Genomic DNA, 23,464 nt, shown 5'->3' with positions numbered 1-23,464 from the left:
CGATGGCCTCGACGTCGTAGCTCTCGAAGCTGTGCACGTAGTCGCGAAGCAACTTCCGAGCAGCCTCGGTAGTCGGTTCCACGAGATCGTCCTCGGTGGGTCCGATGTGATTGATCTGCGCGCGAGCCCGCTGCAGCAGGCTGTTTACCGCAGTGGTTGTGGTGTCCAGCGCCTCCGCAACTTCCGACGCCTTCCACTGCAGAACGTCACGTAGAACCAGAACCGCACGTTGGCGCGCGGACAAGTGCTGCAAAGCGGCAACAAGCGCGAGCCTGACCGAATCGCGATTGACGACCATGACGGCCGGATCATTGACGTCGCCCAACGCAGAATCGGCGATCGGTTCCAACCAGGCAATCTCGTTGCGCTCGATCAAATCGTCGGCCGGGTCCGAACTAGGTGCGCCGAGGCCGGTCGGGAGGGGACGCCTCGATCTCCCCTCCAGCGCGGTCAGGCAGGTATTCGTCGCGATGCGGTAGAGCCAGGTCCTCAGAGATGACTGGCCCTTGTAACCGTCGAACCCGCGCCAAGCCCGGATGAACGTCTCCTGGACCTGGTCTTCGGCGTCGTGAATCGACCCCATCATGCGATAGCAGTGCGCCAGCAACTCGCGGCGGTACGGATCGGCAAGAGTGAGGAAATCACTGTCCAACGCCTGATCGACTGTCATTTGTTCAGACTAGTGGCCGAGCGCCCGAAACACAGGCGTCGGCGAGAATTCGATCAGGCAGGCGCCTGCACCGCAGTCAACCTGGATCTCTTCCGGAGAACGAACCCCAGTGATTCGTAGAGTCTGATCGCATTCGTATTCGATTGCACTGCATGGAGAAATGGCAGCTCGCCGCGCTCGCGAATCCCGGCAGCGACGGCACGGATCAGCGTCGTACCCAGGCCTCGACCCCGAAAGTCGCTGTCAGTGCACACCGCACTGATTTCCGTCCATCCCGGAGGGTGCAACCGCTCCCCCGCCATGGCAACAAGTCTTCCGTCGACGCGAATGCCGTAGTAACTGCCCATCTCGACGGTACGAGGAAGAAACGGTCCTGGCTTGGTGCGCTCGATCAATGCCAGAATTTCGGGAACGTCGCCCGTTCCGAGAAGTTCGACCGACGGATCAACGGAGACTTCGAGTGCGGATCCGTCCATCTGCACCGAGCCGAACTGATCCACAACGCGCCACCCTTCCGGCGGGCGGTGATCAAATCCTCGTAAACCTACTGTGCCGCCAGGACCTACGAGTGTGAGTAGGTTCTCCCAGTCCTCGGCGTCCAACTCGGGCGGATGACCGACAAACGGCGCGACCGTCGGGTCGTACCGCGCAACTCTCCCTGCCCAGCGAGCGAATTGCGCATGATGTCCGCGAAGTCCTTGTCGCACAGGATCGTCCAGCGGATGGGTGTCGACATCCGTGTCAACTGTCTCGACAAACGACGCCAGGGTCGCCTCCGTGGTCATCGAACCTCTTCCTGCCCTATTTGCCTGTGATGGAGGCGAACGAACCTCCCCGCCCACCTCTATGACAACGCTAGGAACACTTGCTGTCGTAGTCGCCGGATAGAATCAAGATGATTCTGACCTCGACCTGTATTTCCGGCGTCAATCAGGGCTCGATTGCAGATCTGCACCAGGACATTCGTCGCGACGCCTCACCAACCGGAAGGCTATTTGGCATGAGCAACTCCGACCCGATCAGGTCTGCATTCGACCAGTTGCCCCTGAAGGAGATGGACGCTGCAACGCTGGTCTTCGCCATCGAGAGCGCCGTCGACGAGCTGGCGATCTCGGGTGAAACCCTACGGCTCGCCATGGAGGTCGCGACCCTTGCGCACCTCGATCAGTTCAGAAAGAACGGGATCAAGTCCGACGAGGATCCCTACATCGTTCATCCCCTACGAAATGTATTGCGGCTGCTTCGGTACGGGTGCTCCGATGTCGAGATCCTGAGCGCAACCGCGCTTCACGACACGGTCGAGGACCGACCACACGCCGTCATCGCGCTCCTCGGTGGCCAGACTGCAGACGACATGTCCGCATCCGAAGCGCAGGAACGTGCGTCAACACTCATCGCGTCGCGCTTCGGCCACAGAATCTCCGAACTTGTTGAGGCAGTGACCAATCCAATCGACTACCCATGCGACAACACCACCGCCGGATATCAGGATCACGTCATCCGCGCGATAGCGGATCCCGCAGTGTTCCTCGTGAAGTTCAGTGACTTCGTCGACAACGCGGGAAGCGTGAAGTACCTGAGCGAGACCGTCAGGCTGAGGCTGGTCACGAAATACGAACCACTCGTGGAGCACTTCAAGCGGACTTCACTTGCTCTCGGCAACGGATTGCACCTCCCTCCCTCAGGACTCGACGCGATTGCAAAGCACATCGCAACCATCGAACGCGATTTCTCGAATACGGTCCGACCGGACATAAAAAATACTCGCCAGTAGTACCGATCAGTAATAATCGAGCAACCCAGAGAATTCTCCGAATATGCGATTTTGTTACCAGTGAGTATTCACTTTCTTGCCGATTACATTACCATCGTGATCCGTGTCACAAGTCCGAATTCCATTGCACCGCAATGATTTAACACCATATGTGTAACCGTGGTTCACGTTGACTAATATTCTTCAATTCGCCCAGGTGACATGAGCGTCGACATACTGCATTCTTAGATAAACCAGGGATTCCCTGGAAGCAGACACAATATGTTGCTGATTCGTGATTGGAGCGGTTCTGAGTCCACGCCTGCAGGGTGGCGCACAAGGCACACAGTGTCTCAGCGCACACAGCGCCTCGGTGCACACAGTGCTTCAGCGCAGGGGACTCGACGAACCGGAAGGGCAATCACTTGCCGACGCGCAACCGGGGGAAACACAGCGCATCGCGGCGTAGTTCACGAACCGGGGAATCCGGGTATGTGGGACACGGTCGGCTCATATCGCAACGTACGTGACGAAGAATCTCATCAAGGACGGTGGCAGTGACAATGTTCAAACGAATCGCAGTGGTCAATCGAGGTGAGGCCGCGGTCCGGCTGATCAGGGCTGTACGCGAACTGAACGCCGAACACGACTACGGCATTCGCGTCATTGCACTGCACACCGAGGCCGAGCGCCGCGCCATGTTCGTCCGCCAGGCCGATGAGGGCGTGACCCTGCGCAGCACCGGCACCGGTAGCCCGTACCTCGACTACGCCGAACTCGAGCGAGCACTGCTCGCAGCCAAGGCCGACGCAGTCTGGGTCGGCTGGGGCTTCGTGGCCGAGGATCCCGCCTTCGCGGAGATCGTCGCGAAACTGGGCATCACGTTCATCGGCCCGAGCGCCGACGCGATGCGCCTGCTCGGCGACAAGGTTGCCGCCAAGATCCTGGCCGAGAAGGTCGGCGTACCTGTCGCCCCGTGGAGCGGCGGACCGGTCGAAACGCGCGCCGACGCTCGTCGTCATGCTCAGTCCATCGGATATCCCCTGATCATCAAGGCCCGAAGCGGCGGCGGCGGACGCGGTATCCGCAAGGTCTGGGCCGAAGACGAACTCGAAGTTGCACTCGAGCGCACGCAGGGCGAAGCAGAGCGGTCCTTCGGCGACCCCGTCGTCTTCCTCGAACGCCTTGTCACCGATGCACGCCACGTCGAGGTACAGGTCATCGCCGACAACCACGGTAATGTCTGGGCTCCGGGCGTTCGCGACTGCTCGATTCAGCGTCGCAACCAGAAGGTCATCGAAGAATCCGCCTCCCCCGTCCTGACCGAAGAACAGTCGGACCACCTCAAGAAGGTGTCGGCCGAACTGGTCAAGGCAGCCGGATACCAGGGCGCAGGCACGGTCGAATACCTCTACCAGCCCGAGAACAAGCTCTTCACGTTCCTCGAGGTCAACACCCGTCTGCAGGTCGAGCACCCGATCACCGAGGTCACCACCGGAATCGATCTCGTCAAACTGCAGATTCTGGTCGCCAGTGGTGACGAATTGGTCGGTGACTGCCCGCCCGCATTCGGCCACGCCGTCGAAGCCCGCCTCAATGCCGAGGACGCGGACAACGATTTCGCGCCGGCACCCGGCACCGTTCAACTCCTCAAGTTTCCGCTCGGCTCCGGCATCCGGGTCGACACCGGTATCGCTGCCGGGGACGTCATTCCGCCCGACTACGACTCGATGGTCGCGAAGGTCATCGCCTGGGGCCGCAACCGCTCCGAGGCACTTGCGCGCCTGCGTACCGCCCTTCGTGAAACCACTGTCGTACTCGACGGCGGCACTACCACCAAGTCGTTCCTCCTCGATCTACTCGATCGCGACGAGGTCATCTCGGCATCCGCGGATACCGGCTGGCTCGACCGCACAGGCGCCCTGACCGGCACCACTCGTCGCGCGGACGTCGCACTGATCGCCACCGCCATCGATGCTTACGACGCCGAGGAGTCCCTCGAGCGTGCGGCCTTCCTCGCCTCGGCACGCGGCGGCCGTCCCCGCGCCAACCACGCGATCGGCCGTACCGTCGAGCTCAACTACCAAGGTCAGGCATACAAACTGACCGTCGGGCGTATCGGCCCGCACCGCTACCGCGTCGACGGAGACGCCGGCGACATCGAGGTCGACGTCGATCGTCTCGGCGACTTCGAGTCACGGCTGGTGATCGGTGATCGGCGCTTCCACGTCGTTTCCGTCGTGAGCCCGGCTCGCTATCTCGTCGAGGTCGACGGCATCAGCCACCAGATCAGCCAGGACGACGCCGGAGTGGTCCGCGCGCCGGCTCCCGCCGTAGTGGTAGCAGTACCGGTCGCGGTCGGCGACGACGTCGAAGCCGGATCCACTCTGGTCGTGCTCGAATCCATGAAGATGGAGACCGCGGTTCGCGCTCCGTATGCGGGCAAAGTGCGTGAGGTTCTCGCTACCGTCAACTCCCAGGTCGATGCCGGCGCACCGCTCCTGCGCGTCGACCAGGTCAGTGAGGAAGCTGTCACGGAGAAGGCTCCGCGAGTCCAATTCGATCTTCCCGCAGCAACTTCCGGGTCCGATACCCGCGCAGATGCATTGGCACAGCTGGAAGCACTGACCGCGATGATCAGTGGCTACGACGTCAGCGGTAAGCACGCAAATGCTGTTCTGGCCGAGTACGACGCACTTCGCAGCGCACTCGAATCCGAGGACCGCGAACTGGTACAGGCCGAACTGGCTGTGCTGACCACCTTCGCCGACATCTGCGAACTCTCGCGCAACAAGCCCACCTCGGGTGAGTCCGCGAAGGACGAATCCGTCCACAGCCCCCGCGAGCACTTCCACACCTTCCTGCACTCACTCGACTCCGAGCGCGAAGGTTTGCCGGCGTCGTTCCGCACGAGACTCGAACGGGCACTTCGCCACTACGACGTCACCGATCTGGAAGATCGCCAGGCCGTCGAGGAAGCGGTGTACCGACTCTTCCTGGCTCTGCAGCGCATGGAAGCCCAGATCCCGGTCATTGCAGCACTTCTCGAAGGCTGGCTCGTCGGCGACAAGGCTCCCGGTTGCTCGGCGCAGGAGCTCAACGAGGTTCTCGATCGACTCATCGTCGCGACGCAGGTCCGCTACCCCGTCATCGGCGACGTCGCCCGCAACCTTCGCTTCCGGTTCTTCGACGAGCCGCGCATCCGCAAAGTTCGCGAAGACGTCTACGACGGAGTACGCGGCAACCTCGCCTACCTCGAAGAGCAGCCGGACGCTGCAGATTTCGACGAGCGAATCGCCAATCTCGTCGCCACTCCCGAACCGCTCCTGGACCTGTTGGGTCGAAAGATCGGCCTCGGCAACCGCGATGGCGGCCCTCTGCTCGAGGTCATCACGCGTCGCTACTACAAGATTCACTCGTTCGAAGACGTCCGCGTTTTCGAGCACGTCGACCGCCGTTTCGTAACCGGTAACTTCGACCTCAAGGGCGACGGGCTGCATCTGGTCTCGACGGTGGCCGAATTCGACGCTCTCGGTACGGCTCTCGACGATGTCGCCACGATCGCGCAGGATGCTCCATCCGGTCGCGGGCTGGTAGTCGACATCTACCTCGACTGGCCTGATCAGCCCGCCGACGGCGACGCGCTCGTCGAGACGCTGCGCACCGAACTCTCGCGCAACGAGACGATCACACGGTCTCGCCGCGCGACGGTGATCATCTGCAACCCGAACGGGGATCCGGTCCGGTGGGTCACCTTCCGCCCCGTCGACGGCGAACTGGTCGAGGACCACATCATCCGCGACATGCATCCGCTCACGGGTCAGCGTCTGGACATGTGGCGCCTGAAGAACTTCAACGGAAAGCGCCTCCCGGCTCCGGAGAACACCTACCTGTTCCACCTCTCGGCCAAGGAGAATCCGAAGGACGAGCGCCTGATCGCTCTGGCCGAAATCCGCGACGTGACACCGCAACTCGACGACGAAGGTCAGATGGTTGCACTCCCGGCCATCGAGCGCACGCTCGCTGCCTGCCTCGACGGTATCCGTCGTGCGCAGTCCCAGCGGGGCGACAAGCGTCGACTCGCAGCCAACCGCGTCGTGCTCTACGTGTGGCCGGTCGCCGACGTTCCCAGCGAGCGCTTCTCGGTGATCGCTCAGAACGCAGCCCGACTGACCGTCGGCGCCGGGCTCGAAGAGATCACGCTCATCACTCGGCTGAAGGACCGAAAGGGCGGCGCGCCCAAGGAAGTTGCGCTGCGATTCTCCTACCGCGCGGGTGCCGGTGTGGTCATCAACAAGACCACACCCCCCACCGAACCGCTGCTCCCCCTCGACGCGTACGCCCAGAAGGTCCAGAGTTCGCGGGCACGCGGAACTGTGTACCCGTACGAGCTGATTCCACTCCTGACCGGCACCAAGGGCACCTTCGTCGAGCACGACTTCGACGAAGCGGGCGTCCTGTCACCTGTCGAGCGTCCGTACGGGCTCAACAAGGCCGGCATCGTCGTCGGCCTCGTGAACACGCCGAGGCCGCGCTATCCCGAGGGAATGACCCGTGTCGCGCTATTCGGTGACCCCACCAAGGCGCTCGGTACCGTCGCCGAGGCCGAGTGCTCACGCGTCGTCGCTGCCATCGACCTGGCCGAGAAGTTGAACGCTCCGGTCGAGTGGTTCGCACTGTCCTCCGGTGCCACCATCTCGATGGAGAGCGGCACCGAGAACATGGACTGGGTCTCCCGCGGTCTGCGCCGGATCATCACCTTCACCCAGAACGGCGGCGAGATCAACATCGTCGTCACGGGCATCAACGTCGGCGCTCAGCCCTACTGGAACGCCGAAGCCACCATGTTGATGCACACCAAGGGCATTCTGGTGATGACCCCGGACAGCGCGATGGTGCTGACCGGCAAGCAGTCTCTCGACTACTCCGGTGGTGTGTCGGCCGAGGACAACTTCGGTATCGGTGGTTACGACCGCGTCATGGGCCCCAACGGCCAGGCGCAGTACTGGGCCCCCGACCTCACTGCGGCGTGCGAGATCCTGTTCCGTCACTACGCACACTCGTACCTCGCTCCCGGCGAACGGTTCCCGCGCCGCGCAGCGACGACGGACCCCGTCGATCGCGACGTGCGTAGTTTCCCGCACACCCACCCGTCGAGCGACTTCGAGACGGTCGGCGACATCTTCTCCTCGGCGAAGAACCCGGATCGCAAGAAGCCCTTCGACATTCGCACCGTGATGCGTTCGGTGGTCGACCAGGACCACTCTGTTCTCGAGCGTTGGGCCGACATGGCCGGCGCCGACACCTCGGTCGTTCTGGACGCGCACCTCGCCGGACATCCGGTCACAGTGGTGGGCATCGAATCCCGCGCGATCCCACGTAAGGGGCACTTCCCCGCCGACGGTCCCGACACTTGGACGTCGGGAACGCTGTTCCCGAACTCGTCGAAGAAGACTGCTCGCGCGATCAATGCTGCGAGCGGCAACCGTCCGATCGTGGTGCTGGCCAACCTGTCCGGCTTCGACGGTTCCCCGGAGTCGCTGCGCAACATCCAGCTCGAGTACGGCGCCGAGATCGGCCGCGCCATCGTCAACTTCGACGGACCGATCGTGTTCTGCGTCGTCTCCCGCTACCACGGCGGCGCGTTCGTCGTGTTCTCCGGTGCGCTCAACGACAACATGGAAGTTCTTGCTGTCGAAGGCTCGTTCGCGTCGGTACTCGGCGGCGCCCCCGCCGCCGCAGTGGTCTTCACCCGTGAGGTGAACACCCGCACCAACAACGACCCGAAGGTGCAGCAACTGGAGGCAGACTTGGCAGCAGCCAAGGATGACACGGAGAAAGCACATCTGCGCGTAGAACTGAACGCTCAGCGCATCGCCGTCCGCTCCGACAAGCTCGGCGAAGTGGCATCCGAATTCGAAGCGATCCACAACATCCAGCGGGCCCGAGAGGTCGGCTCGGTGGATGAGATCGTCCCTGCCGCAGAACTGCGTCCGCAGATCATCGCAGCAGTCGAACGCGGCATGAAGCGCGCACTCGCGCAGTAAGTTTCTCCGCACGTCGAGCGGTCCCGCGAAATGCGGGGCCGCTCGATTTGTGTCCAGGCCTCGATTTGTGTCCAGGCGCGCCTGCGTCAGACGCCCTCGAGCGCCTCTCCGATCTCTTCGAGGACGTGATTGTGCTGCTCTGTTGCGAGCAGATGCCCCGCTGCAATGGTGACTGCCACGGGCCACTCGATGATCTCGAAGGCGACCATCAGTCCCATCACCGCAAAGTAGGCGATCTGCTCGGGTCTCGGAACAGGGATGGCACCGACGATCGGTAGCTCCAACTCGAAGCTCCGTGCCGAACGGACGGATTCGACTACCGCGCGGTGATCGACGCGGTTCGTGTGGTCGACGGTGTTCTGGGACATGTCACGATTCCTCAGGATTCATCTCGGGTCGCCCGGGAGTTCGGCGACGTGTCACTTCCAGCAGCGACGCTCACAAGCGTGTCCGATTCACCGGTTTCCGCTTCTTTGATTTCCACGTCGCTGATTTCCACGCTGTCGCGGGCGCTGACTCCCCCGGTTCGGGAGGTGTACGCAGTGCTCGTTCGCGTCGGGATCTTGCGAATCGTCGACTGACCGTTCGCGTTCTCCTCAGTTGCGGCAATCCGCTCCAAAACGGTTGCGACCACCAGCGGACTGCGTGATTCGAGCAGCGTCTGCCCAAGTTGGGTGCCCACCACGGCAACCAACGCCACCGTCGACGCTCGCCGCCTCCTACCGCTCGCCCGGGCCAGAAGCCACGCTGCCAGCGCACCGATTGCCGTGGCACCGCCGCGGACAGCGATCGTCTGCCACAAGGCATGAGCGTCCATCTGTTCGGACTTCTCGGATCCGTTCTCGGACGGGGTGCTCACCGCAAGCGCGGCAGCGGGCAAGGCGTCCGTCATCAGATTGACCAGCAGCAACTGCCTTGCGTTGAGCGGTGATTCGCCGGACAACGCAGAACCGATCAGCGCGAATGCGACTTCACCCGCGTTGCCTCCGAGCAAAACCCCTACCGCTGATCTGACCCGCCGCCACAATTGACTGCCCTCGTCCAATGCGTCGGTCAGTCCGCCGACACGGCCGTCGAGGAGCACGATGTCTGCGGCGCCGCGCGCCGGATCACTGTCGGTCGACGCCACCCCGATTCCCACGCTGGAAACTCGGATCGCCGCAGCATCGTTCGCGCCGTCACCGACCATGGCGCACACTCGCCCGTCGGTCTCCAACGCTTGCACGATCTCGACCTTCTGCTCGGGTGTCACGCGCGCAAAGACGCTGCTGCCGCGGACCGCATCCCGTCTTTCGGCGCGAGAGAAGTTCTCCCAGTCAGGACCGGTGACAACATCCTCGCGTGCGACGTCCAACCCCAGTTCGGTGGCGACCGCGGCCGCTGTTGTCGGATGATCCCCGGTCAGCACGCGCACTTGCCGTCCGTCGCCTCGAAGTTCTCGAACAAGTTGCGTTGCTTCGGGTCTCAGCGTGTCCGAGAGTCCGAGAAGGCCGACCGCTTCCAACCCCTCGGAGCAACACTGTTCGAGAAATTGCGAGTCTTCGCCTGCGCGTCGCGCGTCGTGTTCCGACAACTCGCGCTGGGCGACGGCAACCACCCGCAGACCGCGTCCGGCCATGCTTTGAACGTGCGTCGCCGACACAGCATTCGGATCTCGTCCTGCTTCGGTCACGAATTCCGGCGAACCTTTGAGTGCGATCCGCCTGCCGAGCAAAGCTGCCGAGTACGGCCGCCCCGACCTGAACGGAACGAGGTTGTTCGCCTCGACGTCACCGAAAACCGAAGCATCGTCCAGAGCTTGCTGGGCTGCATCGACGACGGCGGCATCCGTCGAATGAAACACGCGATCGTCGCGACTTCCCAGGGCACTGCGCGCCGCAACTTCCAGAATCTCGCTTTCGTCCCAGCCGTCGACGCGTTCGACCGCGGCCACCCGTAGCTTGTTCTCGCTGAGGGTTCCGGTCTTGTCGAAACAGACCACGTCGACACGACCGAGCGCTTCTATCGATCGTGGCGCACGAACCAACACTCCTGCTGCAGTGAGCCTTCGCGCTGCGGCCTGCTGAGCCAGAGTGGCAACCAGAGGCAGCCCCTCCGGCACGGCAGCCACAGCCACGGCCACACCTCCGGTGACGGCGCGGCGCAGACCGGTACCACGAAGCAGACCCGCGACTGTCACCAACGCCCCACCGCCGATACTGGCCGGCAGAGTCGCCCTCGTGAGTTCGCGAAGTCTGTTGGTCAGGCCCACAGCAGGTCCGGATCGGGACACACCGACATCGGCACGCCTGGTCACCGTTCGGGCTCCGATGGCCGTGACCACGCCACGACCGGATCCGGCAAGCACTGTTGTCCCTGCGTAGGCCATGCACCGTCGCTCGGCCAGTGGCATCCCAGGGGTCGGGTCGGTCTGCTTGTCGACGGGCAGGGACTCTCCCGTCAACGACGACTCGTCGACTTCCAGCGATTCGACGCTCAACAGGCGACAATCTGCGGGCACGATGTCCCCGGACTCGATTGCCACGACGTCACCGAGTTCGAGCGCGTCGGCCGCTGTCTCGACCGTGCCGTCGTTGGTTACTCGCCGAGCTACCGGTTCCTGAGTCCGCAAGAGCCGCTGCACCGCCCGCTCCGAATGAAGCCGTTGAACAGCGGACATCGCGGCATTGCCGACCAAGACCGAGCCGACCAGGACGGCGTCTACCGGTGAACCGAGGACTGCACTGGCAGCGGAGCCGGTCGCCAATACAGGCGTCAGTGGATCCGCCAATTCTGTTCGCAACGCCGACAATCCGTCACGGATCAACCTGAACCGTGCGGGCGCTCGCACACGAGCTTCCGCACGGTGCGGTGTATGTCGGATGGATTCGGATAGTTCGCGAACGACAGCATCACCGTCCATCTCATGCCAGGTATCGCTCGGAGTACCGACAGGGACGGGCGCTTTAATCACAGATCGGGACAAGGTGTATCCGGTCCACAGTCCCGCGGCCGAACCAGCCGTGACCGGCCCCGGCCCTGCCCCTCGAACTCCCGGAAGCATGATCAAGGCACCCAATGCCGAAGAACCTGAGGAGAGTTCGACACCGCGCCTCGTCGCTGTTCGAGCAGCCGGGAGCGCATGGACAACCCGCCACGCCCCGGCCAAGTCGGTGTGGATGTCGGCACTCACGTGCTCGCCACTCGGTGGTGAAATCCCGATGCGTAGCACTGCCTGTCCCGATATCGCCCTACTCGACACGATCGCAACTGTCCGACCCTCGGCCACCAACGCCGAGAGAGCCTCGCGCAGGCCGGCTTCGGCAGTCGATTGCGCCGGATAGAGCTCGTCGAATCCACTTCGCAGTGATCCGAGCCCGTCGTCGTCGATCGTGACGGCTGCGACCCCGGCCGCACGTATTTCGCCTATCAGTGTTTCCGCCAGACCTTTTCGCACGGGTCGCACGACCACTTCGGCGCCGCCGATGCGGTGCCTTCCCACTCCGACAGTTCCGTCGTTCAGAGCTTTCCTGGCTTGTTCCCACACTGCGACGCGATCCGACTCGGCCACCTCTCGTATGTCGGAAACCCGGAGCGAGTCGTCGAAGAGGACGCTCGGATCGACGAGGACGGTGTCAATACGATCGAGCATGCGTAGAGCCGCAGAGTCCGAAACGGCGGTGTGGTGCGTCCGACACAGACCGTATGACACACCAGCAGCGAATGATTCGCGCGACATCCGAAGCGGCCGCGGCGCCGAAACCTTGATACTCGTCGCGACGGTGTCACCGCCGGCGGACACGGTAGCCAGTGCAGCCCCGGCCGCCAGCTGAACCCCAGCGATCCTGTCGGCATAACGCTCCCCCGGACCACTCGGGTCAGGCCTCGTGGAAGCACCGCGACCGCCAGGTTCGAATGACCACACCCGCCGAGAGTTTCGCGCCGCCAGAGTTTCGCGCAGCAGCATCGTCCGCAGCCCGAAATCCACGCCCAATGACGCAGGCGCATAGGTCAGAACATCCGCGAACGACGTCGCCGACTCCAATGCGAAGTCGGTGAGCGAACGGCCAAGGCGCTGTTCGATTCGCCGACGCACCCGGGGTTGATAATTGATCGCCGACGCGGCCGCCGAGACATAGGCGGAACCTGGGATTCGCGGGGCACCGAATATCGATCCCGCTGCTGCAGGAATCATCCCCACACCCGCCAACGCGAGGGTGCCGGTCCGCAACGCCACGTCACTGACAGCGGTTCGCGGAATCGTCGAACCGCCCACCAACGCGAGTCCCGACAACGCCAGGCGCGGCGGCAAAGTTGCCACCGACACCGCACGCCGGGCCATCGCTGAGAACATCAGTGAGTGGATCGAGTGTGCGAAGAACTGTGAGTTCGATCCTGTGACCGGCCGGCCGCCTTGTGGGAGTTTCCGCTCGATTCCTTCTTTACCTGTTCCGGCTTGCTCGTGCGGCCAACCGCCTTGACCTGGCGATCCGGCCGACCGCTCTTGCGATCCCATTCGTGGAGTACCAGGGCCGTGCCGCCGACTGCCAAGAGCACCGGCCATTCCACCAATCCCGCCGCACCCACGGCCGCCATCGTGAGAACCGCCGTCGGCGTCGAGGAACTACCCGCACGAATTCCGTCTCGGACACCCTCCGCCGATCCGCGTATCCCGCCCGTCACTCCACCGATCACTCCACCGCCGACGGCTCCGGCCACCGTCGTCGTTGCGTCTGCCACACCACGAACGACGCGGGTGGCTTCGTCCACAATCATCATCGGACGCTCCTATCAGCAGTCCATCGAAGAATTCAGTATTTGAGGCCATACCCAACACCGACGGCGGCAATCACGATCCGATACATTTTTCGGCGAACCTGGCGAGGGCGCGCCATCGCCAGCGCCGTGAGAGGGTACGGTGCGGGATGCAGCGACCACCTTCATCGACGGGAGTTCCACACAGTGGCGATCATCGGAAATTCGGATCTCGACATCTTCCGACTCAGCTTGGGCGGCAACCCTTTCGGATGGACCGCGGACGAGAAGACGTCCTTCGAGATCCTCGACTCGTTCGCCGAAGCCGGTGCAAATTTCATCGACACCTCCGACTCGTACACGGCGTCGGCTCCCGGCAATTCCGGTGGGGAATCCGAAACGATCATCGGGAAATGGATCACCGATCGGGGACTGCAGAACGACATCGTCGTCGCCACCAAGGTGGGTAGCCATCCCGATTTCAAGGGCCTGAAGGCCGACAACATCGCGGCCGCAGCTGAGGCGTCGCTGCAGCGCCTGCAGACGGACTGCATCGATCTGTACTACGCGCATTTCGACGACCCGCAGACTCCGCTCGAAGAAACGCTCGAAGCCTTCAACGCGTTGGTCGTCGCGGGCAAGGTTCGCTATCTCGGAATCTCCAACTACAGCCCCGACCGCGTCCGGGAGTGGCTGCGGATCACCGAGGAGAACGGTTACGCCGCGCCCATCGCGCTGCAACCGCACTACAACCTGGTTCACCGCAAGTCGTACGAACCCGAACTTGCCCAGATCGCCACCGACAACAACATCAGCGTCTTCCCGTACTTCGCTCTCGCTTCCGGCTTCCTGACCGGAAAATACAAGACCCGCGCGGACATCGAAGGCAGCTCCCGCGAACGACTGACGGCCGGATACTTCAGCGACGCCGGACTCGACGTCGTCGCGGAACTGGCGACAATCGCGCAGGCACACGACAGCGAGATCTCGACCGTCGCGCTGGCCTGGCTGCTGACTCGACCGGGCATCACCGCACCGATCGCGAGCGTCAGCCGGCCCGAGCAGCTCCCGGCGCTACTGGACGCCCCGAATCTGGTGCTCTCGTCGAATGAACTGGACACTCTCGAACGGGTGTCGGCGGCAGTCGGAGCCTGAGATCAGGCAGTTTTGAGATGAGCGCCGAGGGCCGTGTTGTTGATCGTCCAGAACGACCAACCGTCATGGCTCTCGGTGTCGCCTGAGATGTGACCGGTGACGGCATTTGCGGCCGCGGTCGGATCTGGGAATCGGCGGCCTTCCATCGGTCCGCGCATGATCTCGACGACCTCGGTGGTTTCGTCGAAGCGCCCGACCCAGCGATATCCGTGGCAATCGGCTGTCATCTCGAGGCGATTGTCGACGACTTCGATCTCCTCGACACCGCTGGCGCGACGCTTCTTCGCGGCGACTGGCGACGTCTTACGCTTGGTCGCAACCGGGGTCTCGACGTAAATGCTCGGATCCTTGACCGCGGCCAAGCCCAGCGCATCCCAACGATCGTGACCGTGCACGACGCGCCCACGCGGAATCGCGTGATGGCCGGTGCGATTACGTCCGGGGCTGTCCATGATCCACAGGTCGACCTCGGCGCGGATGTCGTCGGCGACCTCGTTGGAGGGCAACATGTAGAACTCGTGCGGATCTGCTGCCAGGTCGACGAACACCCAGAACTCGGAGCGGGTGTCGTCACTCTCGAGCGACTCGTCCTGACGCCTGGCCTGCCAGTCACCGTCGAGCTTGGACCGCACGCGGACGATTCGGCTGACACCGTCAGCGCCCGTCACCTCGACGGGATTACGACGTGAGTGCGTGAGACGGACAGCCTTGCCCCCACGCTGCGTAGCTTCGGAAATGAACGCATTGATGCCGCGGCTTGCGGTGTCTTCCATGATCGACCTGTCTCGAGCGGGTACGCCCGCATCACCGGATCGGCATCGGGGTCGAGCATTGAGCGAAATCCCGGCCTTTACTTCGATCGTGTGGCCGGTCAGTACCCCCGACCTTACAGCTCCGGCGACGGCCTGACTACGGCGCCCGACGCTCGTTCCCAGAGGTCAGCAGTGCAATGTCCCCGTAAAGCGCCGCCCGGTGAGCGAACATCAGCTCTTCCACACCGTCGAATTGATCCCCGACGTAGTGCGTGTTTGCAGCCGAAAGTTCACGTGATCCCGAGCGCGCAAGTAGGTCGTCGATCCGGCTGTCGAGGCTCGCTGCATGCGCAACCGCGCGCTGCGAACTCAACTGATCCTCGGCCCGTGCGACCAGGTCACCGATCCGCGCGAGGGCCGCGACGCGCTCGACCAGCTGGTCCCAGACCGCGCCGAGCGCTTCCCTGCGCGAAGCGATTCCGGCTCGGGTTCCCTCGTCGCGTGCCAGTGCAGCCGCGTCGTCCAACTCCGCAAGAATCGAACGCAGCGCGACGGTGTCGACCGCGATCTGGGTGATCTCGTCGGCCAGGTCGAGTTGGTTGCGTTGAATGACGAAGTGGTCGGAATGCCACGCGCTGGAGCTTTCGATCCGGTCGAACAGATTCCCGGCGAGGTAAAGCAAGGCGTCGTACTCACCGGCGCGTCCCTCGGGTTCTGAATCGACCAGTCCGTCGAGGACTTCCGCGATGCGCCTTCCGGCATCGGCGATGACACCGGTTCCCTGGACCTTCCCGAACTGGGCGGCGAGTTTGTCGAGTGCTGCGTTTCCACTGCTGGCCACGACACCGAGCCCCACCGGCAGCTTGGCTGGAACCGGTGTACGGGTGAGCCCGGCAAAGAGAGCCTCGCGTTGCTCGACGTCGAGATGCAGGCCGTCGCGCCGGTCCTTGCGGATGGCACGGACGCTGCTCGCGAAGTGACGATTGGAATGCACGATCGCCGACCGCATCGACTGAACGCGCTTCTCGAGCGCCTGCACCCGTCGTTCGAGGACAACCTGAACAGGGCCGATGCGAGTCGCGAGCAGTCGACGTCTGGTGCGGGCCAGCTCGTCGGTGAGATACCGCAACTCCGAGAAGCCGCCGATCTCCGGGAACGAACGTCCGACACTGCGCCGGTTCGCCAGGATCGACCGCGTCGACTCGTCCGCATAGCCGCCGGCGATCAGCAGCGCGACATCATCGGACAACTCCGGCCGGTTCGACTCGACTGTCCCCGCCGCACACCACTCCCTCACTCGGGTGGAGATGAGCGTTCGCCGTTCGGTCACCGACGCCACGACAAAGACGTCATCAGTTCCGTCTGCCATCTCACGCCTCCTTGTGGTCGCCGGTTACCACTGTTCCAGAATCTGCCGACACGCGCCCGACCCCTGCGACCCAGCTCGACGCACCCCTGCCATACCGTAGGCGGGTGACCTCCCTGCGATCAGACGCGCACGCAGGTCACTCGCGCGCATCGAAGACTGATCCAGCAGTTCAACCGCTGCTTCCCGACCTCGCGATCGAACAACTTCAGTCCTTGTTGCAGGTTCGTTCCTGGACTCTCGCGGAATGGTTCGCGATGGCCGACCAACGCGGATTCCTCGCGCCCGCGGCCAGTGTCCCGCTCTTCATGGAAGCCGCGCTGAAGTATCCCGAGCACCGCGAGGCGCTACTTCGCCTCGCCGGTCGACGCGGGCAGTACCTGGCGGAGCAGAACCCGGATTGGGCCCAGCTACGACGAATCGGATCACGCCGGGACGAGCTGTGGCTTTCGCCCGATCGGGACGACCGTACGGCCTGGTTCGATTACATACGTACGGTCGACCCGGAACTGGCGAGCGAAGAGCTCGAGATCGCTTGGGACGACGAGGCCACGGCAAGCCGGCTGCACTTCCTCGACCATCTCGACGTCGGGCTGGGTGAACACGACTACGCGCTCCTCGAGCGTGCACTCGACGATCCAGCCGTGCGGGTCCGTGAGCGTGCAATTCAACTACTACGGCAACTCCCCCGATCTCCGTTTGCCTCTCGAATGGTCACTCGGGCTCGGTCCTGGGTGCGGCTCGAGACGAAGCCCTTGCGGCCGCGCCTTGCCGTCCGATTGCCCGGCTCGCTCGACGACCTCGCATTTCGTGACGGCATCGAAGACGTCCACTACAAGAACAAGGGCATCCGGCGCTGGTGGTTACGGCAAGTCGTGACCGCCACTCCGCTGACGCTGTGGGAATCTATGGCCGGTTCGCCACGCGAGGCCCTCACCATCCCCATCGAGAAGCAATGGCGCGCGGTGATGATCGAATCATGGATTGCCGCAACCGTTCTCCAGAAGAACACCGCGTGGGCGTCGGCATTTCTGGAGCGGGACGGGCGCACGACCGACCGGAGAATCGTCGCCATCGCGGACCCACGCGAGCGCGTCGAGTACATCGTTGCCGGCCACGCGGACGAGTACCTTCTGGGCGTCGACGGCAGCGCACTACTCGACGGCATCGACCGCCCATGGCCCCTGGCCGTCGCCGAAAAGTTGTTGAATGCCTTGGAGAACGAAGCGATGGAGCATGCTGCGACGGGTGAGGACTTGGGCATCCACTCGCGTCACAGTCACTTTTCCACCCTGCGAAGCGTGCAGGCGCGCTTCCCTTTCGACGCCGTACCGCTTCTGCAGGACGCGGCGGCACGAACGAGCGACCCCGGGTGGCAACAAGCGTTCACCGACAGCGCCGTCAACATCGAGCAGCGCCGACTCCGCTTGGACGTCCTGCGCAATCACCGCTGAACGACGAAGGGGCCGCATCCTTGGAACGGAATGCGGCCCCTTCGTCGTTCGTGAAAGATCAGACCACGCTGACCATCTCGTGATCAGCCACACCGGCGGCCAACACCCGAAGGTGATCTTCGGTGCTGCCGAGGGTGTGCTCGATGGCGACGAGACGGCTCACGTAGTGCCCCACCGGGTACTCGGCGGTCATACCGATACCACCATGCATCTGGATCGCCTCCTGGCCGATGAGCCGAGCCGAACGCCCGATTTGCAACTTCACCCGCGAAGCGATCACTGGATCGACGACGCCGTCGGCAAGGGACATCGTTGCGTACAGACTCATGCTGCGTGCCAACTCGAGCGAGACGTACAGGTCGGCGGCGCGGTGTGTCAGTGTCTGGAACTTTGCGAGGGGAACCCCGAATTGCTTACGCGTCTTGAGGTATTCGGTGGTCAGGCGTAGCGCCTCTTCCATCGCTCCGACAGCCTCGGCGCACAGCGCGGCCTGCTCACGGATCTGCGCGGCCTGGATCAGAGCAGTAGCGTCACCGCCCTCACCGAGTGCTTCGGCCGGCGTATCGGTGAACTCGATCTGCGCCCCGCGCAACCCGTCGTGAGTGGCGTAGGACTTGCGTACCAAACCGGAGGCATCGCTCTTGACGAGGAACAGTCCGACGCCACCGCTGGGGAGCGCAGCGCTCACGACCAAGATGTCCGCCGTCGCGCCGTGGCCGACGGGATTCTTGATACCGGTGATGGTCCAGCCGCCGTCGACCTGGGCCGCCGCGGTGGCCCGTTCGGTTGCCGGCCAACGGATTCCGGGTTCCTGGTCGGCGAACGCGAGGAACGTGGTGCCCTCGGCCACTCCGGGAAGAATCGACGAGCGCTGCTCTGCGCTGCCCCCTTCGGAGATGAGCCCGCCCGGCGTCACGACCGCGTCGAGTAGCGGCTCGGGTGCCAAGCGTCGACCGATCTCGGTCATGACCGCGCCGATTTCCACTGGGCCGGCGTCCATGCCGCCGTCGTCCTCCGAGAATGTCAGGCCGAGCAAGCCGACCTCGGCCAACTGCTTCCAGACCTGCGGGCTCCACCCGGGATCGGAGTCGATGATCGCGTTGCGCTTCTCGGCGTCGTAGCTACGCGCGAGGAGATCCTTGGTGGTGTCGCGGAGAAGTTTTTGTTCGTCGTTGAGTTCGAAGTCCATGCCACGCCTCACAATCCGAGGATCGAGGAGGCGATGATGCTGCGCTGCACTTCGCTCGATCCGCTGTAGATGGATACCTTGCGGTAGTTCAGGTACGTCGGGGCAGTGTGCTGCGCCCAGCTCGCGGAGGCGATGTCGCTGCCCGCGTCGTACGGCAGTGAATCAGGGCCGGCCACGTCCATCAGCAGTTCGACGCTCGCCTGCTGCAATTCGGAGCCACGAAGCTTTAGCAGCGACGACGCCGGGTTCGGCTGGCCGTCAGCGGAACTGGCTACCACCCGGAGCTGAGTGAGCTCGAGGGCAAGCAATTCGTTTTCGAGTTCGGCGAGGCGAGCAGCGAAGAGCGGATCTTCGAGCAGTGTTCCGTTGCCGACCTTGACCTCGGCAGCGCGGGCCTTGGCCTGGGCCAGACGAACCTTCGAGAAACCGACGCGGGTGACACCGGTTCGCTCGTTGCCGAGCAGGAACTTGGCGTAGCCCCAGCCCTGGTTCTCTTCACCGACCAGGTTCTCTCCCGGAACGCGGACGTCCTCGAAGAACACTTCGTTGACCTCGTAGCCGCCGTCGATCAGCTTGATCGGGCGGACCGTGACGCCAGGCGTCTTCAGATCGACAAGGATGAACGAGATGCCGGCCTGACGCTTGGGCGCATCGGGATTGGTGCGCACCAGGCAGAAGATCCAGTCGGCGTACTGTCCCAGCGTCGTCCAGGTCTTCTGACCATTGATGACCCAGTCGTCGCCGTCGCGGACCGCACGGGTCTTGAGCGAAGCGAGATCGGAACCGGCCTCGGGTTCGGAGAATCCCTGGCACCACCAGATGTCGAGGTTCGCAGTCGCCGGAAGGAACTTCTCCTTCTGCTCCTGCGAGCCGAAGGCCGCGATGACCGGACCGACCATGTTGGCGTTGAACGCCAAAGGTTCGGGAACCGACGCAAGCTGCAGTTCGTCGAGCCAGATGTTGTGCTGGACCGGGGTCCAGTCCTTGCCGCCCCACTCGACCGGCCAGTGCGGTACCGCCAGACCGTGAGCGTTGAGGATCTGCTGCGCCTCGACCATACGGTCGCGCCCCAACTCCTCGCCGTGGGCGTACGCCTCCCTGATGTCCGCGGGGATTTGCGTACGGAAGAACGTCCGCATCTCGTCGCGGAACGCTAGTTCCTCGTCGGTCAATGCCAGGTTCATCGGGATTCCTTCGCACTCGAAACCGGATTCATGTTCGGTTCGACCGTACCCCGACAGCTATGGAGGCGGAACAGGTACCGCAAAAGACGGCACTCAGGGCCGACCCCCTACACGGTTTTCAGGACCAACAGGTAACCCCCGCCCGCGGCGTCGATACTTGTTTCGACATTCAACGCGGGAGCCAGACGCGACAACCGATCGATCAACCAATCCGACGCTTCCTGGGCGTCGTCCTTGCCGGGGCAGCGAGCGACGGCGACGCGGCCACCCTTTCGCTCGAGCTGCTCCACGACCCCGATGATCGGAGCGGGATCCACGACGAACAGCCGATCCGGCCATTCCACAACAGGTTTGACCGCACCCTTCTTGGTGTTGCATGCGCGGTGCGCCAAGCGTTCGACGCCGCCTTTGGTCTTGCCACCCTTTTTTGCGGTGTTGATGCTGTCGATACTCGGGCCGCGCGGATCATTGACGGACATGTCGGGATCGACCGGTTCGTCACACAGCCAGCAGCGCCAGGATTCACGTTCGCCGACTTCTTGAAGGGTGCTCATGTGGCAACGGTACCGTGCGCACTTTCGGCTGTTACCGCTACCAAAAGTGCGCACGGGGGCCGAAGGCCCTACATGTCTGCAATCGCCTCGAGCGGCTTCGTCTTGGCCGCTCGGTTGGCCGGCCACAGCGCCGCCAAGACACCCACCACACCCGAGCCGATCAGCATTCCGACCACCTGACCCCACGGGATCGTGATCTTGTCGAGGCCCTGATCCGCGAGAGTGCTCACGAAGGCCCAACCGAACGCGATGCCGAGAACAACTCCGACCGCCGCGCCGTACACCGCGATGAGGACCGACTCGAGGTAGATCGTGCGTCGCATCTGTCCTCGCTGCATGCCGACAGCTCGCAGCATTCCGATTTCTCGTCGCCGCTCGACCACCGAGAGTGCCAGGGTGTTGATGATGCCCAGGATTGCGATCACGACCGCGAGTGCAAGCAGTCCGTAGAGGATCGCCAACAACGTGTTGATCTGCTGGCCCTGAGTTCCCTTGAACTCCTCACGATCCTGCACCTGGACGACGACGTACTTCTCCGTGGCCGTTTCGAGCTCGGATCGCAGCGTTGTCAGATCCGCGCCAGGCTTCGCCTTCACCAGCACCACGAAGTCCGGCAGACTCTCGGCCGGCATCAGCTTCCTGTACGCCTCGTCCGAGACGATCCACGAGCCGATCAGCTGGTTGTCCTCGAACACTCCCGCGACAACGGTCTGGTACTCGACGCCGCCAGGACCGGTCAACGTCTGGGTCGAGCCGACAGTCCAGCCCTTGTCATCCGCAGTCGACTTCGAGACGAGCATGTTGTTGCCGGTCAGATCGACCGTGCCCTCGAGGATCTTGTACTCGAGCACGCCTTCGATCGGGCCGTCGAACGAAGCGCCCTGCTCGTCCTCACCGTCGACCTTCGCACGCACTCCGTGCAACGACGTCGCGCTCTGCACGTCGGGCACCTGTCGGACCGCGTCGGCCGCACCTCGCGGCACGCCGATCGCGTTGGGACCGGTCAGGATGTAGTCGGCCGAAACACCCACGTCGACAAGAGCATTGATGCTCGCCTTGGCCGAGGAACCGAACACTCCGATGACCGTCACCAGCATCAGACCGAGAGTCAACGCGAATGCCGTTGCGGCCGTGCGACGGGGATTGCGCACCGCATTGGTACGAGCCAATCGCCCGATGGCACCGAACGGCTTGGCGAACACGGCACCGAGCGCGCCGACGATCGGCCGCGACAGCGCGGGAGCCCCGAGAAGCACCGCGATGATCAACGAGAACGCACCGAGGCCGACGATCAGCGCCGCGCCGCCGCCGGTACCGCGAGAGCCGAACACGAGCAGTGCCACACCGATCACGCCGAGAATCGCACCGATCAACGTCCGCACTCGCAGTGAGTCGCCGGTGGAGGCGAACTCCTCACGCATGGCCGCCACCGGCGGGATCTTCGACGCACGACGAGCCGGGGCGTAAGCGCTGAGCGTCGTGACGACGACGCCGACCACCAACGCGACGATGATCGTGCGGGCGCCCACCTGGAGCGGGCCTTCCGGCAGACCGACGTCGAATGTGTTGAGCAGACTGCGCAATCCGTAGGCGAGACCGATACCGCCGAGCAGACCGATGATGCTGCCGATGAGTCCGACCACGAGCGCCTCGGTGACCACCGAACGGCCGACCTGCGCTCGGCTCGCACCGATCGCACGCAGCAGCGCCAGCTCACGAAGACGCTGCGCCACGATCATCGAGAAGGTGTTGTAGATGATGAACGTTCCGACGAGCAGAGCAATCGCGCCGAACGCCAACAGGAAGTAGTTGATGAAGCTCAGCGCCGAGTCGACCTCGGCCTTGGTCTCCTCACGAACCTGGTCGCCGGTCTGCACCTTGAGATCGGGGAAAACCTGCTCGACGCGTTGCTGCAGTTCCGTCTGCGACACCCCGTCGCCCGCGACGTCGATGTACTCGACGTGTTGGCCGTCGGTGAAGAGTCCACGGGCCTGCTCGTCGGTGAAGAGCGCGCCGATGAACCCGCCGGTGTCACTGCCCGCCCCCTCGTAGATGCCGGACAACGTCACGTCCACGATTCCGCGGGCCGGTGCCAGAACCTTGGCGGAGTCCCCCACCTTCAGTCCGGCTCGCTCGGCGGCGCTGGTGTTCAGCGCGACCTGACCGGTCTGCGTTGGAGGCGCGCCCTCGACGAAGGTGTCGGGTTCGGCAATCGCCTGGCCCGGCGGTAGGTAGGACTGACCGATACTCGGCGCGCCGCCGGTCTGAACAGCGCCGCCGTCTGCGTTGATCAGGACGATCTGTCCACTGACGGCCGGGGCTACCGCTCGGACGCCGTCGACTGCGGCAAGTTTGTCGACATCCTCGACCGGAACGCCACTGGTGTTGCGCTCTTCCATCGATACCCGGACGTCGACGCCCTGGGCGGTGTTCTCGAAGATCGAATCGAAAGTCTTCTGGAGGGTGTCGGTGAAAACGAACGACCCCGCGACAAAAGCCGTGCCAAGCACCACGGAGAGAACCGTCAGCGCAAGTCGCACCTTGTGTGCCGCCAAGTTGCGCAGGGAAACCTTGCGCATCGGCGAGTTGCTTACCGAAGCCATGTG

15 protein-coding genes (1 of these 15 only partly in view) are annotated in these 23,464 nt (G+C 63.6%); 4 read left to right on the top strand and 11 right to left on the bottom strand.

Annotation, left to right across the window (positions count from 1 at the left end; genetic code table 11):
* Both YH3_RS21810 and YH3_RS21805 read right to left on the bottom strand, forming a co-directional pair.
* Positions 1–670 carry the 5' portion of a sigma-70 family RNA polymerase sigma factor gene (locus YH3_RS21810; protein WP_003945115.1) on the bottom strand. The gene continues 305 nt to the left of window position 1, outside the view, so 670 of the gene's 975 nt are visible here — the first part of the coding sequence; it begins with the start codon at positions 668–670; its stop codon lies beyond the left edge, outside the window.
* Positions 671–723: 53 nt separating this feature from the next.
* Entirely contained in the window at positions 724–1,455 is a 732-nt protein-coding gene (locus tag YH3_RS21805) for a GNAT family N-acetyltransferase (RefSeq protein ID WP_003945124.1), read from the bottom strand.
* Between the two features lie 215 nt (positions 1,456–1,670).
* Between YH3_RS21805 and YH3_RS21800 the strand changes: the two genes are divergently transcribed.
* Together YH3_RS21800 and YH3_RS21795 are read left to right on the top strand one after the other, a co-directional pair.
* Entirely contained in the window at positions 1,671–2,444 is a 774-nt protein-coding gene (locus YH3_RS21800) for a hypothetical protein (RefSeq protein WP_238592676.1), read from the top strand.
* Positions 2,445–2,986: 542 nt separating this feature from the next.
* Positions 2,987–8,470 (top strand): carboxyl transferase domain-containing protein, encoded by a 5,484-nt coding sequence (locus YH3_RS21795; RefSeq protein WP_064444253.1) that lies wholly within the window; start codon positions 2,987–2,989, stop codon positions 8,468–8,470.
* Between the two features lie 86 nt (positions 8,471–8,556).
* On the opposite strand, the gene YH3_RS21790 is transcribed toward YH3_RS21795, so the two are convergent.
* The 3 genes from YH3_RS21790 to YH3_RS21780 are packed head-to-tail and all read right to left on the bottom strand — an operon-like array spanning position 8,557 to position 13,228.
* Positions 8,557–8,838 carry a hypothetical protein gene (locus YH3_RS21790; protein ID WP_064444043.1) on the bottom strand — a complete coding sequence of 94 codons (282 nt, stop codon included), beginning with the start codon at positions 8,836–8,838 and terminating at the stop codon, positions 8,557–8,559.
* Between the two features lie 11 nt (positions 8,839–8,849).
* On the bottom strand, positions 8,850–12,803 hold the full coding sequence (locus tag YH3_RS21785) for an HAD-IC family P-type ATPase (RefSeq protein WP_064444042.1): 3,954 nt from the start codon (positions 12,801–12,803) through the stop codon (positions 8,850–8,852).
* Positions 12,803–13,228, bottom strand: coding sequence for a hypothetical protein (locus YH3_RS21780; protein ID WP_030536906.1), 426 nt, complete (start codon positions 13,226–13,228; stop codon positions 12,803–12,805). Before YH3_RS21780 ends, YH3_RS21785 begins: the two co-directional genes overlap by 1 nt.
* Positions 13,229–13,411: 183 nt before the next feature.
* On the opposite strand from YH3_RS21780, the gene YH3_RS21775 reads away from it, so the two are divergent.
* Positions 13,412–14,359, top strand: a complete 948-nt coding sequence (locus YH3_RS21775; RefSeq protein WP_007732210.1) for an aldo/keto reductase — start codon at positions 13,412–13,414, stop codon at positions 14,357–14,359.
* 2 nt (positions 14,360–14,361) lie between these two features.
* On the opposite strand, the gene YH3_RS21770 is transcribed toward YH3_RS21775, so the two are convergent.
* The gene (locus YH3_RS21770) at positions 14,362–15,132 is read right to left on the bottom strand and encodes a hypothetical protein (RefSeq protein ID WP_003945109.1); all 771 of its coding nucleotides are present in this window, start codon (positions 15,130–15,132) and stop codon (positions 14,362–14,364) included.
* A 136-nt stretch (positions 15,133–15,268) separates the two neighbouring features.
* Positions 15,269–16,480: a hypothetical protein gene (locus tag YH3_RS21765; protein ID WP_058037442.1), complete on the bottom strand. Its 1,212-nt coding sequence runs from the start codon at positions 16,478–16,480 to the stop codon at positions 15,269–15,271.
* Positions 16,481–16,584: 104 nt separating this feature from the next.
* On the opposite strand from YH3_RS21765, the gene YH3_RS21760 reads away from it, so the two are divergent.
* Positions 16,585–17,931, top strand: a complete 1,347-nt coding sequence (locus YH3_RS21760; RefSeq protein WP_007736181.1) for a DUF5691 domain-containing protein — start codon at positions 16,585–16,587, stop codon at positions 17,929–17,931.
* Positions 17,932–17,989: 58 nt separating this feature from the next.
* On the opposite strand, the gene YH3_RS21755 is transcribed toward YH3_RS21760, so the two are convergent.
* From YH3_RS21755 to YH3_RS21740, 4 genes are all read right to left on the bottom strand, one after another.
* Entirely contained in the window at positions 17,990–19,120 is a 1,131-nt protein-coding gene (locus tag YH3_RS21755; RefSeq protein WP_042450334.1) for an acyl-CoA dehydrogenase family protein, read from the bottom strand.
* An 8-nt stretch (positions 19,121–19,128) separates the two neighbouring features.
* Entirely contained in the window at positions 19,129–20,304 is a 1,176-nt protein-coding gene (locus tag YH3_RS21750) for an acyl-CoA dehydrogenase family protein (protein ID WP_007736177.1), read from the bottom strand.
* A gap of 107 nt (positions 20,305–20,411) precedes the next feature.
* The gene (locus YH3_RS21745) at positions 20,412–20,858 is read right to left on the bottom strand and encodes a hypothetical protein (protein WP_007736175.1); all 447 of its coding nucleotides are present in this window, start codon (positions 20,856–20,858) and stop codon (positions 20,412–20,414) included.
* Between the two features lie 68 nt (positions 20,859–20,926).
* On the bottom strand, positions 20,927–23,461 hold the full coding sequence (locus tag YH3_RS21740) for an ABC transporter permease (RefSeq protein WP_019749299.1): 2,535 nt from the start codon (positions 23,459–23,461) through the stop codon (positions 20,927–20,929).
* Positions 23,462–23,464: the final 3 nt, after the last annotated feature.

The sequence above is a fragment of the Rhodococcus sp. YH3-3 genome (assembly GCF_001653035.1).
Taxonomy (GTDB): Bacteria; Actinomycetota; Actinomycetes; order Mycobacteriales; family Mycobacteriaceae; genus Rhodococcus_F; species Rhodococcus_F qingshengii.
The sequence above is the reverse complement of the archived record's forward strand: the minus strand, read 5'-3'. Positions and strand labels throughout refer to the sequence as shown.

Bases quoted from the DNA above. Each gene is read 5' to 3' on its own strand.
- YH3_RS21800 (WP_238592676.1), top strand. From the start codon at position 1,671: ATGAGCAACTCCGACCCGATCAGGTCTGCATTCGACCAGTTGCCCCTG.
- YH3_RS21770 (WP_003945109.1), bottom strand. From the start codon at position 15,132: ATGGAAGACACCGCAAGCCGCGGCATCAATGCGTTCATTTCCGAAGCT.
- YH3_RS21740 (WP_019749299.1), bottom strand. From the start codon at position 23,461: ATGGCTTCGGTAAGCAACTCGCCGATGCGCAAGGTTTCCCTGCGCAAC.
- YH3_RS21795 (WP_064444253.1), top strand. From the start codon at position 2,987: ATGTTCAAACGAATCGCAGTGGTCAATCGAGGTGAGGCCGCGGTCCGG.
- YH3_RS21755 (WP_042450334.1), bottom strand. From the start codon at position 19,120: ATGGACTTCGAACTCAACGACGAACAAAAACTTCTCCGCGACACCACC.
- YH3_RS21750 (WP_007736177.1), bottom strand. From the start codon at position 20,304: ATGAACCTGGCATTGACCGACGAGGAACTAGCGTTCCGCGACGAGATG.
- YH3_RS21745 (WP_007736175.1), bottom strand. From the start codon at position 20,858: ATGAGCACCCTTCAAGAAGTCGGCGAACGTGAATCCTGGCGCTGCTGG.
- YH3_RS21785 (WP_064444042.1), bottom strand. From the start codon at position 12,803: ATGTTCTCAGCGATGGCCCGGCGTGCGGTGTCGGTGGCAACTTTGCCG.
- YH3_RS21780 (WP_030536906.1), bottom strand. From the start codon at position 13,228: ATGATGATTGTGGACGAAGCCACCCGCGTCGTTCGTGGTGTGGCAGAC.
- YH3_RS21805 (WP_003945124.1), bottom strand. From the start codon at position 1,455: ATGACCACGGAGGCGACCCTGGCGTCGTTTGTCGAGACAGTTGACACG.
- YH3_RS21790 (WP_064444043.1), bottom strand. From the start codon at position 8,838: ATGTCCCAGAACACCGTCGACCACACGAACCGCGTCGATCACCGCGCG.
- YH3_RS21765 (WP_058037442.1), bottom strand. From the start codon at position 16,480: ATGGCAGACGGAACTGATGACGTCTTTGTCGTGGCGTCGGTGACCGAA.